Origin of the sequence: Methylobacterium sp. 4-46 (assembly GCF_000019365.1) — a bacterium.
Taxonomy (GTDB): Bacteria; Pseudomonadota; Alphaproteobacteria; order Rhizobiales; family Beijerinckiaceae; genus Methylobacterium.
The window spans coordinates 5,610,181-5,626,621 of sequence record NC_010511.1; the positions used below are offsets into that span (position 1 = coordinate 5,610,181).

A 16,441-nucleotide genomic window follows, 5' to 3' on the forward strand; every position below is an offset into this window, starting at 1 on the left:
GCAGGGCGGCCATCCGCGGAGGGGCCGGGAGGCGGCACCCGCCGGGGGGACCGGAACCCGGCGGGTCGAGGCGGAGCGGGGCGCGGGGCCCGCCCTCACCCCACCGAGCCTTCGAGGCTGATCGAGATCAGCTTCTGTGCCTCGACCGCGAACTCCATGGGCAATTGCTGCAGCACGTCGCGCACGAAGCCGTTCACGATCAGCGCCCGCGCCTCCTCCTCGCCGAGGCCGCGCTGCTGGCAGTAGAACAGCTGCTCCTCGGAGATCTTGGAGGTGGTCGCCTCGTGCTCGAACACCGCGCTGGCGTTCTTCGACTCGATGTAGGGCACGGTGTGCGCCCCGCACTGGTCGCCGATCAGCAGCGAGTCGCAATTGGTGAAGTTGCGGGCGTTGCTGGCCTTCTTGTGCGCCGAGACGAGGCCCCGATAGGTGTTCTGCGAGCGCCCGGCCGAGATGCCCTTCGAGATGATCCGGCTCGTCGTGTTCTTGCCGAGATGGATCATCTTGGTGCCGGAATCGACCTGCTGCATGCCGTTCGAGACCGCGATCGAGTAGAACTCGCCGCGCGAGCCGTCGCCGCGCAGGATGCAGGACGGGTACTTCCAGGTGATCGCCGAGCCGGTCTCGACCTGCGTCCACGAGATCTTGGAATTGGCGCCGCGGCAATCGCCGCGCTTGGTCACGAAGTTGTAGATGCCGCCGCGGCCCTGGGCGTTGCCCGGGTACCAGTTCTGCACCGTCGAGTACTTGATCTCGGCGTCGTCGAGGGCGACGAGCTCGACCACCGCGGCGTGGAGCTGGTTGTCGTCGCGGCGCGGGGCGGTGCAGCCCTCCAGGTACGAGACGTAGGAGCCCTTGTCGGCGATGATCAGCGTGCGCTCGAACTGGCCCGTGTCGCGCTCGTTGATGCGGAAGTAGGTCGACAGCTCCATCGGGCAGCGCACGCCCGGCGGGATGTAGACGAAGGACCCGTCCGAGAACACGGCCGAGTTGAGCGTCGCGAAGAAGTTGTCGGTCACCGGCACGACCGAGCCGAGGTACTTGCGCACGAGGTCGGGGTGCTCGCGCAGGGCCTCCGAGATCGGCATGAAGATGACGCCGGCCTTGGCCAGCTCGGCCTTGAAGGTGGTCGCCACCGAGACCGAGTCGAACACGGCGTCGACCGCGACGCGGTTCTCGGGCGCGATGCCCTCCAGCGCCTCGACCTCGCGCAGCGGGATGCCGAGCTTCTCGTAGGTCTTCAGGATCTCGGGATCGATCTCATCGAGCGACTGCGCCGCCTTCCGCTTCGGGGCGGCGTAATAGTAGAGGTTGTCGTAGTCGATCCTGTCGTACGAGACCCGCGCCCAGTCCGGCTCGCGCATCGTCAGCCAGCGCCGATAGGCGTCGAGGCGCCATTCCAGCATCCATTCCGGCTCCTGCTTCTTGGCCGAGATGAAGCGGATCACGTCCTCGGAGAGGCCCTTCTCGGACTTCTCCATCTCGATCGTGGTCTCGAATCCGTACTTGTACTGATCGACGTCGATGGCGCGAACGCGATCGACCGTCTCCTGCACTGCAGGCATTCCCGTCTCCTACCGCTGACGGCTTCAAGGGCCGCGGGTTGATGACACGGCCGGTGCGGGGTGCGCGGTCACGCGGCCCTCTCCCGACGCTTATATAGGGTGGCCAGCAGCCGATCGAAGACCGACAGGAACCGATCCCCGTCCGCCTCCCGGCTCGACCACCCGAAACTGACGCGCAAGGCGCATGCCGCCAGGCCGGCGGGGACGCCCATGGCGGCGAGGACCGTCGAGCGCCCGACCTTGCCCGAGGCGCAGGCCGAACCCGACGAGACCGCCACCCCGCCGAGGTCGAAGGCGATGAGCGCGGTCGCCGCCTCCAGCCCCGGCACCCCGAGGCAGGCGGTGTTGGGCAGGCGCGCCGCGCCCGCCCCGAAGATCACCGCGTCCGGCGCCCGGGCGCGGATCCCCGCCTCGAGGGCGTCGCGCAGCCGCGCGAGCCGCGCCGCCTCGGCGGCGAGCCCGCGCGCCGCGATCTCCGCCGCCACGCCCATCCCGACGAGGCCGGCGAGGTTCTCGGTGCCGCCCCGCAGCCGCGCCTCCTGGCCGCCGCCGCGCACGAGACCGCCGTCGAGCGCGACGTCCTCGGCCAGGACCAGGGCGCCCACCCCCTTCGGGCCGGCGAACTTGTGGCCCGAGAGCGTCAGCGCGTCGAGTCCGGAGCCGGCGAAATCCAGCGGAATCCGCCCGGCCGCCTGGACGGCGTCGCAGTGGACCAGGGCGGCGCCGTGCCGCCGGGCCAGGGCGACCACCGCGGCGAGGGGCTGGAGCACCCCGGTCTCGTTGTTGGCCGCCTGCAGGGAGATCAGCACCCCCTCCCCGGCGAGCGCCGCGAGGCGCGCCTCGAGATGGGCGAGGTCGACGACGCCCGCCGCGTCGACCGGCAGGATCTCGGCCGAGGCGGCCGGGAAGCGGTGGCCCGCCAGGATGCAGGGATGCTCCGTCGCCCCGACCAGGAGCCGGGTCGGGGCGGGCGCGCCGCGCCGCGCCAGGGCGCCGGAGAGCGCCGCGTTCGCCGCCTCGGTGCCGCCGCTCGTGAAGGTCACGCGGGCGGGCGCCGCTCCGACGAGGCCCGCCACCCGCGCGCGGGCGGTCTCCAGGGCCGCGCGGGCGGCCCGCCCCTCCCGGTGCACCGAGGAGGGATTGCCGGGAAGGTCGAGGAGCGCGCGCGCGACCGCCTCCGCCACCTCCGGTCGCACCGGCGCGGTCGCGTTGTGGTCGAGATAGACGCGGTCTGCTGCCTGCACCTGCCGATTTCCTTTGCCTTGCCCCCCGGGAGCCGTGCTAAGGCGCCGTCGACACACGCGTTCCGCACGCCGCCGGGCGGCTGGCGCGAGGGCCGCGAATGGGCCGGACACGGGCTTTTTAGAATTGTTCTAACGCGGTAGAACCATTCTAAGGGTGCTTGTAGGGGAGCCTCCCCCCGAGTCAAGGCTCCGGCCGACCCGCCGCATTCGCGCTGCCCGCATGCCTCGCCCGGCCGATCGCTCGTTGAAGGGGTTCACGCATGCCCGAGGTCATCTTCGCCGGCCCGGCCGGCCGCCTGGAGGGACGCTACCAAGCTCCCAAGCAGAGGGGCGCCCCGATCGCCATCGTGCTGCACCCGCACCCGCAATTCGGCGGCACGATGAACAACCAGATCGTGTATAACCTGTTCTATACTTTCGCGAATCGCGGCTTCGCGACGCTGCGCTTCAACTTCCGCGGCGTCGGGCGCAGCCAGGGCTCGTTCGACCACGGGGCGGGCGAATTGTCCGACGCGGCCGCGGCCCTGGACTGGGTGCAGGCGGTGAACCCGGAGGCGCGGGCCTGCTGGATCGCCGGCGTGTCGTTCGGCTCCTGGATCGGCATGCAGCTCCTGATGCGCCGGCCGGAAGTGGAGGGCTTCATCTCGATCGCCGCCATGGCGAACCGCTTCGACTTCAGCTTCCTCGCCCCCTGCCCGTCCTCGGGCCTGTTCGTGCACGGCTCCGAGGACCGGGTCGCCCCGGCCCGCGAGGTCATGCCGGTGATCGAGAAGGTGAAGACCCAGAAGGGCGTCGTGATCGAGCACCAGATCGTCGAGGGCGCCAACCACTTCTTCGACGGCAAGATCGACGAGCTCGGCCAGACGGTCGAGGCCTATCTCGACAAGCGGCTCGGCAAGCGGGACGAGGCCGCCGCCTGACGGGGCGCCGCGCAACCTGAAGGCGCGCACAACCTAGGATTACGTCCGCCCCTTGCCGAATAACCGTCGGTTCGCTAGGGACGGGGAATGCGGGACCGAGGGGCGCCAGGGCGCCCGGCGCGACCCCGCCTGTCCGATCCGGCGGGCCGAATGGCGCAGCGAGCAGCGACCCCGACCTCCGCGCGCCCCGCCCCGGGGCTCGGGCCGGACGAGGTCGCCGCGCGGGTCGCGGAGCTCGCCCCGGGCCGGCGGCTCACGCTGACCGGGCTCGGCCGGGAGACCCTGCGCGCGATCCTGGCCGAGGGACCGGCGGGCCGGCGCAGCCTGCTCTTCCTCGCGCCGGGCCCGGTCGCGAGCGCCGAGGCGGTGCTCGACCGGATCCTCGACGACCTCGCGGACCTCGCCCTGGCCCGCTGGCCGGACTGGCCCCCGGACGAGGCTCCGGCCGCGACGCCCGTCTCGGGCCCGTGGCGCAGGGCCGCGGCGAAATGCGCCGCGTCCGGTCGCCCGCCCCGCTTCCGCCGCTGCGCGCGGGCCTTCGAACTCGCCCAGCTCCTGCCCGTGATCGATCCCGGCGGCGTGATCCTGGCGGCGGAGATCGACCCGGTCTCGCCGGCGCGGGCCGCCCCGGTGATCGCCGCCCTCGAAGGCTGCCTCCTGCACGGGGCGGCCGGCCTGTTCGTCCTCCCGGCCGCGCCGCCGCCGGTCCCGCCCTACGACCGCATCCTCTACGGCGCCCTGGCGGCGGCGGCGCCCGCGGAGCCCGCCCGCGCCCGCTTCCTGCCGCCCTCCCGCGCCCATCCGGCGAGCGGGACGGAGCGGCGCCTGGAGGAGGCCCTGCGGCGCGACCCGGAGCTCGGCCCGCTCTTCTCGGGCAACGAGCCCGTCGCGCTCGCCGGCTACGGCGCGCCGCGGGTCGATCAGCTCTGGCAGTCGGGCCGCGTCGTGGTGGAGATCGACGGGCCCGAGCACCGCGGCGAGGCGCGCTTCGCCGAGGACCGCCAGCGCGACTACGAGCTCCTGGTGGCCGGCTACCTCGTGCTGCGCCTCACCAACGCGCAGGTCGAGACCGACCTGCAGCGGGCCATCGAGAAGATCCGCGCCGTCGTGCGGTTCCGGCGGGCGCAAGGAGAGGCTTGAGCGGATGAGCGAGACCCTGACGCCCCGGCGCGGGCTGATCCTGTGGTGCCTGCTCGGGAGGCAGGGCTCGGCCCTGCAGAGCGAGGTGCGGCCCGCGGTCGCGCGGCTCGACCGGGAGGCCCTGATCGAGCGCGGGCTCGTCGCGGCGGAGAAGCAGGGGCGCTCGCTCCGGCTGACCGTGACCGAGCGGGGCTGGCGCTGGGCGAGCGACCACCTGCACGCGCCGCTCCCCGAGACGTTCCGCGTGCTGCAGGATTGGCTGGGGCTGGTCGCGCGCCACCTCGACGCGACCGGCGCCACGCTCGCCGACCTCGTGGGCGAGGCCCCGGCGCCCACGCGGGAGGCCCTGCCGGCGCGGCAGGCGAGGATCCTGCGGGCCCTGATCGACGCGCAGGGATCCGCCTCGCCGCGCGACCTCAAGCCGGCGGCCTCCCGGGCCGACCGGGAGGCGCTGGTGGCGGCCGGCCTCGTCGCGCAGGAGCCGCGGGGGCGCTCCGTCCGGCTCACGGTCACGGAGGCGGGCCGGCACTGGGCGCGGACGCATCTCGGCCTGGCGCTGCCGGGGGGGCAGGAGGCGGCGCCCGCGCCCGCCGCGCTCGAGCGGATCGAGGCGGCCTACCTCGCGCTCACGGACGGGCGCCGGCGCGAGGCGGTCCGCCTCAGCCGCATCCGGGCGGAACTCGCCGATCTCGACCGGGCCAGCGTCGATGCCGGCCTCGCCCTGATCCTGCGGGAGGGCCGCAAGGCCCGCCTGATGCAGATCACCGATCCGCGCGGCCTCGACGCCGCCGAGCGGGCGGCGGCCTTCAGCCCGGCCGGCGAGCCCTTCCACCTCCTCTGGATCGAGCCATGACCGACGCCCTCGACGCCCTGCGCAGGGTCGATTTCGACTGGGTGAACACCCTCGACAGCGTCTGGATCGACGCCGGGGCGGCTCCCGGGCCGAACAGCGCCCAGGCCGCCGGGATCGTGCGCGAGTTCGTGCGGCGCGCCCGCGCGCCCGAGGACAAGCTCAAGGGCGCGATCCTCGTCGGCCAGTCCGGGATCGGGAAGACGCACCTCGTCGGCGAGATGCGCCGGGAGATCTGGCGGGCGGGCGGCTGGTTCGTGCTCCTCGACGTGCTCGGGCTCGCCGATTTCTGGCGCAGCACGGCCCTGAGCTACCTCACCGCCCTCCTCCACCGGATGCCGGACGGGCGCCGGCAATGCGAGGCGGTGCTGGCCGGGGTGGCCCGGCGCTTCAACGTCGAGCAGCAGGTCGAGCAGGCCTTCGCCACGCCGGACATTGACGCGCGCCGCGTCGTCGACCTCCTGGTGCGGGCGCTGACGCAGATCGACATGGCGCGGGCCCTCCGGCACCAGGACGTGTTCCGGGCTCTCTGCCTCTTGCGGGCGAGCGATGTCGGCGTCGTCGGCCTCGCCCATGCGTGGCTGCAGGGGCACGACGCCGACGAGGAGGCGCGCCGGGCCCTCGGCTTCCGCAGCGCCCCGCCGCCGCCGGCGGAGCTCGTGGCGGGGATGTCCTGGGTGATGAGCCTCGCGGGCCCGACCCTGGTGGCCGTCGACCAGATCGACGGGGTCGTCAGCCCGGCGAGCGCCGCCCTCGGGGAGGATTTCGAGCCGGGGCCGAACCTCGCCGCCGTGCTCACCGCGGGGCTGCTCGAACTGCACGACGTCCGCCACCGGGGCCAGACCGTGGTCACCTGCCTGGTCGATTCCTGGGAGCGCATCCGGGAGAACGGCCTCAGGTCGGGGACCGAGCGCTTCGAGCCGCCGGTCGCGCTGCTGGGCATGAACGACCGCAGGGCGGCGAGCGCGCTCGTGGTCGACCGGCTGGGGCGCGCCTACGCGGAGGCCGGCTTCACCCCGCCCTTCCCGACCTGGCCCTTCGGCGAGGTCGCGATCGCCGAGGCCGCCGCCTCCGGCATGATGCCGCGCACGCTGCTGATGCGCTGCGACGCGCATCGCCGCGCCTGCCTGGAGCGGGGGACCGTCACGGTCTGCGAGAGCCTGATCGCCGAGGCGCCGCCGCGCGACCCGGGCGCGCCGCGGGCGCCCTTCGACCTCGCGGCGGCCGCGCGGGCGGCCGACATCGCCGGCCTCCTCGACGGCGAGGACGACGCGATCGGCCCGCTCCTGCGCGACGCCTTCGACCTCTACGCCCTGCAGGCGCCGCCGCACGAGCGGGTCGAGATCGTCAACCGGGGCGACCCCGACCAGCGGATCCCGCCCCTGCACGGCCGGCTGACCTTCATCTTCCGGGACGACAACGACCGCGAGCGCCACATCTGCTACCGGGGCCTGACGCAGCGCCACGCCATCGCGTTCCAGGCGCGGCTGCGGGCGGCGCTCACCGCCTCGGGCATCCGCACGCGCCTGCATCACCGCGAACTCGTCCTGGTGCGGCGCGGCCCGCCGCCCGGCGGCGCCAAGACGCAGCAGCTCTTCGACGTCTTCACCCGGGCGGGCGGGCGGCTGATCGACCCCGCCGACGCGGATCTGCGCCTCCTGGTCGCCCTGCAGACTCTGCGGGCGCGGGCGGTGGCCGAGGGCCGCCTCGCCGAGTTCGAGGCCTGGATGCGGGCCGCGCGGCCCCTCGACGGGCTCGGCTTCTTCCGCGCCGCGGGCCTCGGCGAGGCGGCCGCGCTCGCCCCCCCGCCCGCCGAGGGCGCGACCAGGATCCCGCCCCGCCGGCACGCGGCGGGCCGCCCCGCGCCGGACGCGCCGCCGTTCGATCCCGGCCCGACCTCGCGCATCTCGGCGGAGGGGATTGCGCCGGAGGCGAAGGTCGCGCCGGAGCCGCGCCGGGAGACGCCTCCTGGACCCCGTGCGGAGGCGATCCCGGACCGCATCCCGCTCGGCCGTCGCACGACGCCGGAGGCCGAGCCCGTGGACCTCGCGACCGCGCTGCTGCGCCGGCACACGGCGATCATCGCGGGTTCGGGGTCGGGCAAGACCGTGCTGTTGCGCCGCATCGTCGAGGAGGCGGCGCTCGCCGGCCTCCCGGCCATCGTGGTCGACCCGAACAACGACCTCTCGCGGCTCGGCGATCCCTGGCCGGAGCCGCCCGTCGGCTTCACGGCGCAGGACGAGGCCCGGGCGGGCCGCTACCGGGCGCAGGTCGAGGTGGTGGTCTGGACGCCCGGCCTGCGGGCCGGCAACCCGCTCTTCGTGCCCGCGATGCCCGACTTCTCCGGCCTCGGCGGCGACGCGGACGAGCGCGACCAGGCCGTCGAGATGGCGGTCGAGACGCTCGCGCCGCTCGCGGTGGCGGGCGGCCGCCGGGAGCTGCAGCGGGGCGTGCTGGCCGACGCGCTGCGCTTCTTCGCCGGGCGGGGCGGCGGCGACCTGCCGGACTTCACGGCCCTGCTCTCCGACCTGCCGGACGGGATCAGCCTGATCGGCGACGCGGGCCGGCTCGCCGCCGGCATGGCCAACCAGCTCCACGCCGCCGTGGCGACGAACCCGCTGCTGCGGGCCGAGGGGCCGGTGATCGACCCGGCGCTGCTGTTCTTCGGCCGGGACCCGGCCCGCACCCGGATCTCGGTCGTCAACCTGTCGGGCCTCGCCTCCGAGGCGGCGCGCGAGGACTTCGTGAACCGCCTGCAGATGACGCTGTTCGGCTGGATCAAGCGGCACCCGTCGCCCCGCGGGCTGCTCTACGTGATGGACGAGGCGCAGACCTTCCTGCCCGCCCAGCGCCAGCCGCCGAGCCTCGGCAGCGGCATCAAGCTCGCCGCGCAGGGGCGCAAGTACGGGCTCGGGATGATCCTCGCCACGCAGGCGCCGCGGGGCATCCACAATCAGATCGTGTCGAACTGCACCACGCAGTTCCTCGGCCGCCAAGCGAGTCCGGCCACGATCGCGGCGGCGCACGACATCCTCTCCGCCAAGGGCGGCGGGGCGGGCGACATCGGCAAGCTCAAGGCCGGGGAATTCTACTTCTCGACCGAGGGATCGGGCCGCCCCGCGAAGCTGCGCACGCCCTACTGCCTCAGCCACCACCCGGCGAACCCGCCGACCCCCGAGGAGGTGACGGTGCGGGCGCACCGCGCCGCGCAGGTGCTGGCGGGCGGGTGATCCGACATCCGACGGATCGCGTCGCGATGCGGATGTCGGCTTCGCTCAAGCGCCGCGCGGGCTTGGGATACGCATCCGACGGATCGCGTCGCGATGCGGATGTCGGCTTCGCTCAAGCGCCGCGCGGGCTTGGCATACGCATCCGACGGATCGCGTCGCGATGCGGATGTCGGCTTCCCTCAAGCGCCGCGCGGGCGTGTCATGCGCTGTCCGGACAGCGCATGAGCAGGGGGCCCGGACGATCCCGGCCCGCGGCTCACGCCCGGTCCGGGACGGTGATGCGGAAGCGGGCCCCGACGCGGGTCGGATCCAGGGACAGGGTGCCCCCGTGCAGCCGGGTGAGCTCCGCCGCGATGGCGAGGCCGAGCCCGGTGCCCCCCGGTCGGGTCGAGCCCTGGAAGGGCGAGAACAGGTTCGCCCGCGCGCGCTCCGGCAGGCCCGGGCCGTTGTCGGCGATCAGGATCGTCACCACCTCCCCGTCCCGGCGGCCCTCCAGCGTGACCAGGGGCGGCGATCCGCAGGCCGTGCCGGCGAGCGCCAGGGCCTGCACGGCGTTGCGCACGAGGTTGATCACCACCCGCGAGAGCTGGTCGGGATCGGCATCGACCAGGAGTGCCCCGGGCGTGCGGTCCACCACCCGGATGTCGGTCCCGGGCTCCATCCCGGCGAGGTCGACGGCGTCGGCCAGGATCGGCTTGAGCAGCGTGAGCCGCCGCTCCGGCACCCGCTCGGCGGCCCGGCCGTAGGCGAGCGTCGCCTCGCAGTAGCGGATCGCCCGGTCCAGGGTCGCCATCAGGCGCGGCGCCACCCGCTGCGCCGCCGGATCGGCGCTCGCCTCCAGACGGTCGCCCAGGAGCTGGGCCGTGGTCAGCAGGTTGCGCAGCTCGTGATTGATCTTGCTCACCGACAGGCCGAGATCGGCGAGCCGCCGCTTCTGGCGCAGCTCGCCCGCCAGCACGGTCTCCATGCGGGCGAGGGCCGTCTCGGCGAGCCCGATCTCGTCGCGGCGCCAGGAGGGCGCGATCAGGCGCGAGGCGTCCTCCGGGTCGTCCGCGAAGGCCGCGATGTTGCGCGTTAGGCGCAGGACGGGGCGGACGATCGAGACCTGCAGGGCGAGGAAGACCAGGAGCCCGGTGATCCCGGAGATCGCCATCGAGGTCATCAGGATGCGCCAGGAGAAGTCGATCAGCGCGGCACGCAGGGGGGCGGGGTCGAGCAGGATCTCGACGAAGTCGACCCCGTCCATGCCGTGGCCGACCACCCGGATCGGCCCCTCGCCCGGGTGCCAGAGGGTCTGCCACGCCCCGGCGATCATGTCGCCCCAGCTCGACTCGCGCAGGTCCACCGCCTCGCTGACCTCGGAGGGCATCTCCGTCACGGTGATGAGCCGGCGGGTGCCGCCGGCGCGAAGCGCGATCGCCCGGGCGCCGACCCCGGTCAGCAGGCGCCGGGCGAGGTCGTCCGAGACCTTCGCGGACGGGGCGGCGTCGAGGACCAGGGCCGCCACCTGGGCGGCCGCGACCCGGTCCGACAGCCAGGTGCGCCGGAAATTGGCGACGCTCGGCACGTAGATCAGGATCTCGGCGATCAGCACGAACAGGATCGTCAGCAGCAGCAGACGGCCGGAGAGGCCGAATCGGCTGGACTGGGCGCCCAGGGCGCCGCGCTCCCGCATGGCATCGGCGAGACGCAACGAGCTCCACCCTCCCCGAATGCACCGTCTCGACGGGCGCTATCCTGGCGCGACGCCGCGAACAAGCCGCCGTAAAGAACTTAGACCAGTCTAGGGCGCGACACCGTGGGAGATCGAAGTCTCAATCGTCGCAGGGGGCGGGCCGGCGCAGGCGCCGCACCGCGACCGGCAGCAGGGCGAGAGCGCCGAGGGCGAGCAGCGTCGCCACCAAGCCCGGCGTGATCACGGCGCGCAGCGACAGGGCGCGGTCGCAATCGATGCCGGCCGCCGCGAGGCAGGCCGCGCGGGCGTCCTGGTGGGCCGCCACCACCTCCTCGATCCGCGCCCCCGTCGCCGCGTAGATGAAGCCGCCCGGCGAGATCCCCAGGAAGGTCGCGAGCGCGAAGACGCGCAGGCGCACCCCGAAGATCGCCGGGCCGAGATTGGTCATCCAGAAGGGGAAGAGCGGCAGGAGCCGCAGGACCAGGATGTACGAGAAGGCGTCCCGGCGGAAGCCCGCGGCGAGGCGGGCGAGGCGGCGCCCGGCATGCCGCAGGAGCATCTCTCCGGCCGCGGTGCGGCCGATCGAGAACACGATCACGGCGCCCGTGGTCGAGGAGGAGATCGCGAGCAGCGCCCCCGGCACGGTCCCGAACAGGAAGCCGCACAGCATGGTCATGAACACCGAGACCGGCACCGAGACCACCACGGTGCCGACGTAGAGGAGCGCGGTCACGGCCATGGCCCGCAGGCGATCCTGCTCGACCATGGCGAGCGCCCAGGCGCGCGAGGCGAGGAAGCGCTCCAGGCTGAACCACTGGGTGGCGCCGCTCAGGATCAGCCCGAGCGAGAGCAGCACCAGGGCCGCGAGGGGCAGCAGGCGCAGCCAGCGCCGCCAGGGCGGGCGGGCCACGGCCGCGGGCCCGACCTCCTCCCGGGCCGCCTGCCCGGCCTGTTGCCCGGCCGCTTGCCCGACCTCCTGCCCCGCTCCTTGCCCGGCCCCCCGCGCGGGCGGCCCCGGCTCGTCCGCGCGCATGCGGCTCAGGCCGCCTTGCGCAGGCGCAGGATCTTGAAGAAGCCGCCCGGGAAGGTCGGCCGCAGACCCACGAAGGTGACGCCCCGGCGCCCGGCCCAGGCCTCGATGCGGGAGGCCTTGAAGTCCGAGGACCAGCCGATCTTGGAGCAGAGCGGCGCGACGATCTCCTCGACGCGGGCGACCGCGCCGTCCGCCTGGCCGAAATGGTTGGCGAGCACGATCTCGCCGCCCGGCCGCAGCACGCGCAGGAACTCGTCGAGGGCGCGCTCGGGGTCGGGCACCAGGGTGATCAGGAACTGCGCCACCACCGCGTCGAAGCTCGCATCGGCGTAGCCGAGCCGGCAGACATCCATCACCTGCAGGCCCCTGACATGGGCGAGGCCGCGGCGGCGCACCTTCTGGGCGGCGCGCCGGAGCATGTCCTCCGAGAGGTCGACCCCGTAGAGCTCGGTCCCGGCCGGGTAGTAGCCGAGGGAGAGGCCGGTGCCGACGCCCGCTTCCAGGATGCGGCGGCCGCAGGCGACCGCGGCCGTCACGGCGTCCCGCGCGGCCGGCTCGGTCAGCTTGTCGTAAACCACATCGTAGACCGGCGCCCAGCGCGCATAGGCCTTGCGCATCAGGGCGGTGGTCGGGCCGGCCGCCCGCGGCTCGCTCAGCATCTGTGGTGTCTCTCCCTGGGCAGGCCGCGGGGCCGGCGCTGCCGCCCGCGACGCCTGCGCTCCTGCATCGTCCGGCGCTCAGGCCGCCTCGCGCCGCGCCGCCTCGACCTTCTGGATGGTGCCGCCGCCGAGCACCCGCGCGCGCGGCCCGTCATCCGCGTAGATGGCGCAGGCCTGGCCGGGGGAGACGCCGTCCTCCGGCGTCTCCAGTACGACCTCCGCGCAGGCGAGCGCCCGGTTCCAGCGCAGGGCCGCCGGGCGCGGCTCCCGGGTCGAGCGGACCCGCACCGCCACGGGCATCCCGTCGAGGTCGGCCAGGGGCTCGTCGCCGAGCCAGTTCGTCTCGGCGATCCGGATCACCGAGGTGGCGAGCGCCTCGCGGGGGCCCACCACCACGCGGGCCGTCTCGGGATCGAGGCGCACCACGTAGAGCGGCTCGCCGGTCGCGAGCCCGAGGCCCCGCCGCTGGCCGACCGTGAAGCCGATGATGCCCTCGTGGCGGCCGAGCGTGCGCCCGTCGAGATGGACGATCTCGCCGGGCCGCGCCGCGTCGGGCCGCAGCCGCGCGATCACGTCCTGGTAGCGGCCCTGGGGCACGAAGCAGATGTCCTGGCTGTCGGGCTTGTCCGCCACGGCGAGGCCGAATTCCCGGGCGAGCCGCCGGGTCTCGTCCTTGGGCAGCTCGCCGAGGGGGAAGCGCAGGACGTCGAGCTGCTCGGGCGTCGTCGCGTAGAGGAAGTAGCTCTGGTCCCGGGCCGGATCGAGGGCGCGGTAGAGCGCCCGCCCGCCGCCCGGCCGGGCCCGGCTGGCCACGTAGTGGCCGGTCGCCAGCGCGTCGGCGCCGAGGTCGAGGGCGGTGGCGAGCAGGTCGCGGAACTTGATCGAGCGGTTGCACTCGACGCAGGGGATCGGCGTCTCGCCGTGGATGTAGCTCTCGGCGAAGCGGTCGATCACCGCCTCGCGGAAGCGGTCCTCGTAATCGAGGACGTAGTGCGGGATGCCGAGCGTCTCGGCGGCCCGCCGGGCGTCGTGGATGTCCTGGCCGGCGCAGCAGGCCCCGCGGCGATGGGTGGCCGCGCCGTGGTCGTAGAGCTGGAGCGTGATCCCGACGACGTCGTAGCCCTGGCGCCTGAGCAGCCCGGCGACGACCGAGGAATCGACCCCGCCCGACATCGCCACCACGACGCGGGTGTCCTGGGGGGCCTTGGGCAGATCGAGCGAGTTCATCGTCCTCGAGGATCGGGCGCGGGGATCGGTGCGGCCGCGGGCACGCTCCCGGCACCGGCTGACCGCCCTTCCTATAGTGATGGACGGCGCGTTCTGCCAGGGCGGGCGCGGCCCGCGACCCGGCAAGATCTGCCGCGCGCCCGGCAGATCGCGCCGGCGCGCGGCGCCGCGGCGCCGCGGCGGCGTCAATTTCCCGTTTCTTCTCAGATGTTTGGAGGCCAATCGGGTCTGGCCCCGCGCTTGCGTGGCGCCACGCGGTCGAGGGAGCGGTCCGGCATGAGCGTGGCGAGGCCCGGGGAGGCAGTTCAGGCGGCGGCGCGGGAGGTTCCGCGCCGGCCGGCGCCGCGCGCCGCGGCCGATTCCGCCGCGTTCCGGATCGCCCGGGACGCCGCCGGCGGGACGGCCCGCCCGGGCGCTGCCGGCAGCGGGATCGCCCCCGCGACGGCCCCGGCCGAGAGGCGCGAGGCGCCGGAGGCGCGCCGGCCCGCCCCGGCCAGGCCGGGCGCGTCCGGCGCCGCCGGGAGCCCCCGGGCCGAGGCGGCCGCGCGGCCTCCCGAGCGTCCGGGCGCGCGCCCGCGGGACGCGGAGCGGCCGGAGACCGGGGAGCCCGCCTCCGACCCTCGGGCCGCCGCGCGGGACGCGCCGCGCGCGACCAAGGAGAGGGCGTCCCGCAGGGGACCCGACGCGGAGGATCGCCCGGACGGGAGCGAGGCCCGGGGCGACGCGGTTCCGAACGCCCTCGCCCAGGCGGCGAGTCCCGACGCGACGCCGCCCGCGCCGCCGACCGGCGCGGCGCCGGCCGGCGATGCCGCCCCGGCGCAGGCCGGCGACGGCCCGGCGGCGGTTCAGGCCGGGACGGCCCAGGCCGGGACGGCCCAGGCCGGGACGGCCGAGACCGGAACGGCTCAGGCCGGAACGGCTCAGGCCGGAACGGCTCAGGCCGGAACGGCCCAAGCCGGCGGCGCGCAGGCCGGGGGCGCGCGGGCCGAGGGAGCGGCGGGCGGCGGACGCGCGGCGGGCCGCGCCGCCGAGGATGCGGCCGAGGCGGCCCCGGATGCGGGACCCGGCAGGGCCGAGGCGGGCGCTGCGGGCTTCGCGGCGGCGCTCGCCGACGCCAAGGCCCCCCAGGGCGCGTCCCCGGCGGGCGGCGCGGCCGCGTCGCCCGCCCAGGCGGCCCCGGCGCAGCCCCCTCCCCCGGTGCCCCTCGGCGCGGTGCCGATGACGATCGGCCTGCGCTCGCTCGCCGGGATGAACCAGTTCGAGATCCGGCTCGACCCGGCGGAGCTCGGCCGGATCGAGGTGCGCCTCGACCTCGACCGGGAGCGCGGCTCGGTCCGGGCCCACCTCACGGTCGAGCGGCCCGAGACGCTGGCGCTGCTCCAGCGCGACGCCGGCAGCCTGCAGCAGGCGCTCGCGCAGGCCGGCTTCTCCGCCGCGGACGCGGTCCTGAGCTTCTCGCTCCAGGACGGATCGGGCGGCCAGGGCCAGCCCGGCCGGGAGGGGCGCTCGCCCGATCCGGGACGCGGCGCCCTCGACGGCTCCGTGAGCGAATCCGACCCGATCCCGCTCGCCCCCGTCCGGCGCGGCGGGCGGCTCGGGCTCGACATCCGCATCTAGGCGGAGCGGCGCGCCGCCGCTCCGCCCAGGTTCTCCTTCCCGCACCGCCTCGCCCGGGCCCGAACCGTCCGGTGAACGAGGCGCGAGCCCCCGAACGGCGAGGCAGCCATGGCCACGGGCATCAGCAGCACACTCACCGGCTCGGCCGGCACCAAGACCAACACGGCGAGCGATTCCGCCACCATCGCGGGCAACTTCAACCAGTTCCTGACCCTGCTCACGACGCAGCTCAAGAACCAGAACCCGCTCGACCCCCTCGACACCAACCAGTTCACACAGCAGCTGGTGCAATTCGCCTCGGTCGAGCAGCAGCTCAAGACCAACGACCGCCTCGACACGATGGTGGCGGCCAGCAAGGCCGCGACGGCCTCCTCGGCGGCCGGCCTGGTCGGCAAGACCGTGACGGCGGACGGGGCGACCGCCGCCCTGGCGGGGGGATCCGCCAGCTGGACCCTCACGGCGGCGCGGGCGGCGACCCGGGCCGTGCTGACGATCACGGATCAGAAGGGCAACGTCGTCGCCACGCGGACCCAGTCCCTCGCGAATGGCGGCCAGAGCTTCACCTGGGACGGCCGCTCCTCGACCGGGCTCACGGCGCCGGACGGCACCTACACGCTCAAGGTCCAGGCCACCGACGCCACCGGGCAGACCGTGAGCGTCGACACCAAGGTCACGGGGACGATCGCGAGCGTGGACGTCACCGGGTCGGAGCCCATGCTGAGCATCGGCGGGCGCAGCGTGCCCCTCAGCCGGGTCCAGGCCATCGGCGGCGCCCAAGCCTCTGGATCCACCTCCGCCTCCGGATCCTAGGCGCATCGGACCCGTGATCCACAGCCCTTGGATAACCCGAGGCGGACGAATCACATCCTAACTTTGCGATTCAAGCAATCTTAAACGCGGCTGGCTAGCGTGAATGGCGACAGGTCAGTCGAGTGTAAGAGCGTATCATGACCGAGCCGCACCGCCCGAGGGTGAAGTACGTCATCGGGCCCGACGGAAGCCCCCTGACGATCGCGGATCTTCCGCCGACCAACACCCGCCGGTGGGTGATCCGCCGGAAGGCCGAGGTGGTGGCTGCGGTGCGCGGCGGCCTCCTGAGCCTGGAGGAGGCCTGTCAGCGCTACACGCTGACGACCGAGGAATTCCTGAGCTGGCAATACTCGATCGAGCAGCACGGCCTCGCCGGCCTGCGCACGACGCGCATCCAGCACTACCGCCAGTGACCGGCGCCCCGGCCCGTCCGAGACGCGCCGGGCCTGCCCCGAAGGGCCGCGCGGGACC

The 16,441-nt window shown here is 74.5% G+C and carries 13 protein-coding genes; 7 read left to right on the forward strand and 6 right to left on the reverse strand.

Annotated features, from left to right (window positions below):
- Positions 1-95 precede the first annotated feature (95 nt).
- The gene (gene sufB, locus M446_RS24590; RefSeq protein WP_012334821.1) at positions 96-1,565 is read right to left on the reverse strand and encodes a Fe-S cluster assembly protein SufB; all 1,470 of its coding nucleotides are present in this window, start codon (positions 1,563-1,565) and stop codon (positions 96-98) included.
- A 68-nt stretch (positions 1,566-1,633) separates the two neighbouring features.
- The gene (locus tag M446_RS24595) at positions 1,634-2,809 is read right to left on the reverse strand and encodes a cysteine desulfurase family protein (RefSeq protein ID WP_012334822.1); all 1,176 of its coding nucleotides are present in this window, start codon (positions 2,807-2,809) and stop codon (positions 1,634-1,636) included.
- 260 nt (positions 2,810-3,069) lie between these two features.
- On the opposite strand from M446_RS24595, the gene M446_RS24600 reads away from it, so the two are divergent.
- From M446_RS24600 to M446_RS24615, 4 genes are all read left to right on the forward strand, one after another.
- The gene (locus M446_RS24600) at positions 3,070-3,729 is read left to right on the forward strand and encodes an alpha/beta hydrolase (protein ID WP_012334823.1); all 660 of its coding nucleotides are present in this window, start codon (positions 3,070-3,072) and stop codon (positions 3,727-3,729) included.
- Between the two features lie 150 nt (positions 3,730-3,879).
- Positions 3,880-4,869, forward strand: a complete 990-nt coding sequence (locus tag M446_RS24605; protein WP_012334824.1) for an endonuclease domain-containing protein — start codon at positions 3,880-3,882, stop codon at positions 4,867-4,869.
- Between the two features lie 4 nt (positions 4,870-4,873).
- Positions 4,874-5,722, forward strand: coding sequence for a hypothetical protein (locus M446_RS24610; RefSeq protein WP_012334825.1), 849 nt, complete (start codon positions 4,874-4,876; stop codon positions 5,720-5,722).
- The gene (locus tag M446_RS24615; RefSeq protein WP_012334826.1) at positions 5,719-8,949 is read left to right on the forward strand and encodes an ATP-binding protein; all 3,231 of its coding nucleotides are present in this window, start codon (positions 5,719-5,721) and stop codon (positions 8,947-8,949) included. The genes M446_RS24610 and M446_RS24615 overlap by 4 nt, the downstream gene beginning before the upstream one ends.
- Positions 8,950-9,205: 256 nt before the next feature.
- Here M446_RS24615 and M446_RS24620 read toward each other — a convergent pair whose 3' ends face one another.
- The 4 genes from M446_RS24620 to mnmA form a co-directional block, all read right to left on the reverse strand.
- Positions 9,206-10,624 (reverse strand): sensor histidine kinase, encoded by a 1,419-nt coding sequence (locus M446_RS24620; RefSeq protein WP_018261043.1) that lies wholly within the window; start codon positions 10,622-10,624, stop codon positions 9,206-9,208.
- A 139-nt stretch (positions 10,625-10,763) separates the two neighbouring features.
- The gene (locus M446_RS24625) at positions 10,764-11,657 is read right to left on the reverse strand and encodes a TVP38/TMEM64 family protein (RefSeq protein ID WP_012334828.1); all 894 of its coding nucleotides are present in this window, start codon (positions 11,655-11,657) and stop codon (positions 10,764-10,766) included.
- A gap of 5 nt (positions 11,658-11,662) precedes the next feature.
- A complete protein-coding gene (locus M446_RS24630) occupies positions 11,663-12,316 on the reverse strand; it encodes a class I SAM-dependent methyltransferase (protein ID WP_012334829.1) in 654 nt (217 codons plus the stop codon).
- 78 nt (positions 12,317-12,394) lie between these two features.
- A complete protein-coding gene (mnmA, locus tag M446_RS24635; protein WP_012334830.1) occupies positions 12,395-13,543 on the reverse strand; it encodes a tRNA 2-thiouridine(34) synthase MnmA in 1,149 nt (382 codons plus the stop codon).
- 276 nt (positions 13,544-13,819) lie between these two features.
- Between mnmA and M446_RS24640 the strand changes: the two genes are divergently transcribed.
- The 3 genes from M446_RS24640 to M446_RS24650 all read left to right on the forward strand — a co-directional run bounded on the left by M446_RS24640 (position 13,820) and on the right by M446_RS24650 (position 16,383).
- Positions 13,820-15,160, forward strand: coding sequence for a flagellar hook-length control protein FliK (locus M446_RS24640; protein WP_012334831.1), 1,341 nt, complete (start codon positions 13,820-13,822; stop codon positions 15,158-15,160).
- A gap of 108 nt (positions 15,161-15,268) precedes the next feature.
- The gene (locus M446_RS24645; protein WP_012334832.1) at positions 15,269-15,970 is read left to right on the forward strand and encodes a flagellar hook assembly protein FlgD; all 702 of its coding nucleotides are present in this window, start codon (positions 15,269-15,271) and stop codon (positions 15,968-15,970) included.
- A gap of 137 nt (positions 15,971-16,107) precedes the next feature.
- Positions 16,108-16,383 (forward strand): DUF1153 domain-containing protein, encoded by a 276-nt coding sequence (locus M446_RS24650; protein ID WP_012334833.1) that lies wholly within the window; start codon positions 16,108-16,110, stop codon positions 16,381-16,383.
- Positions 16,384-16,441 lie beyond the last annotated feature (58 nt).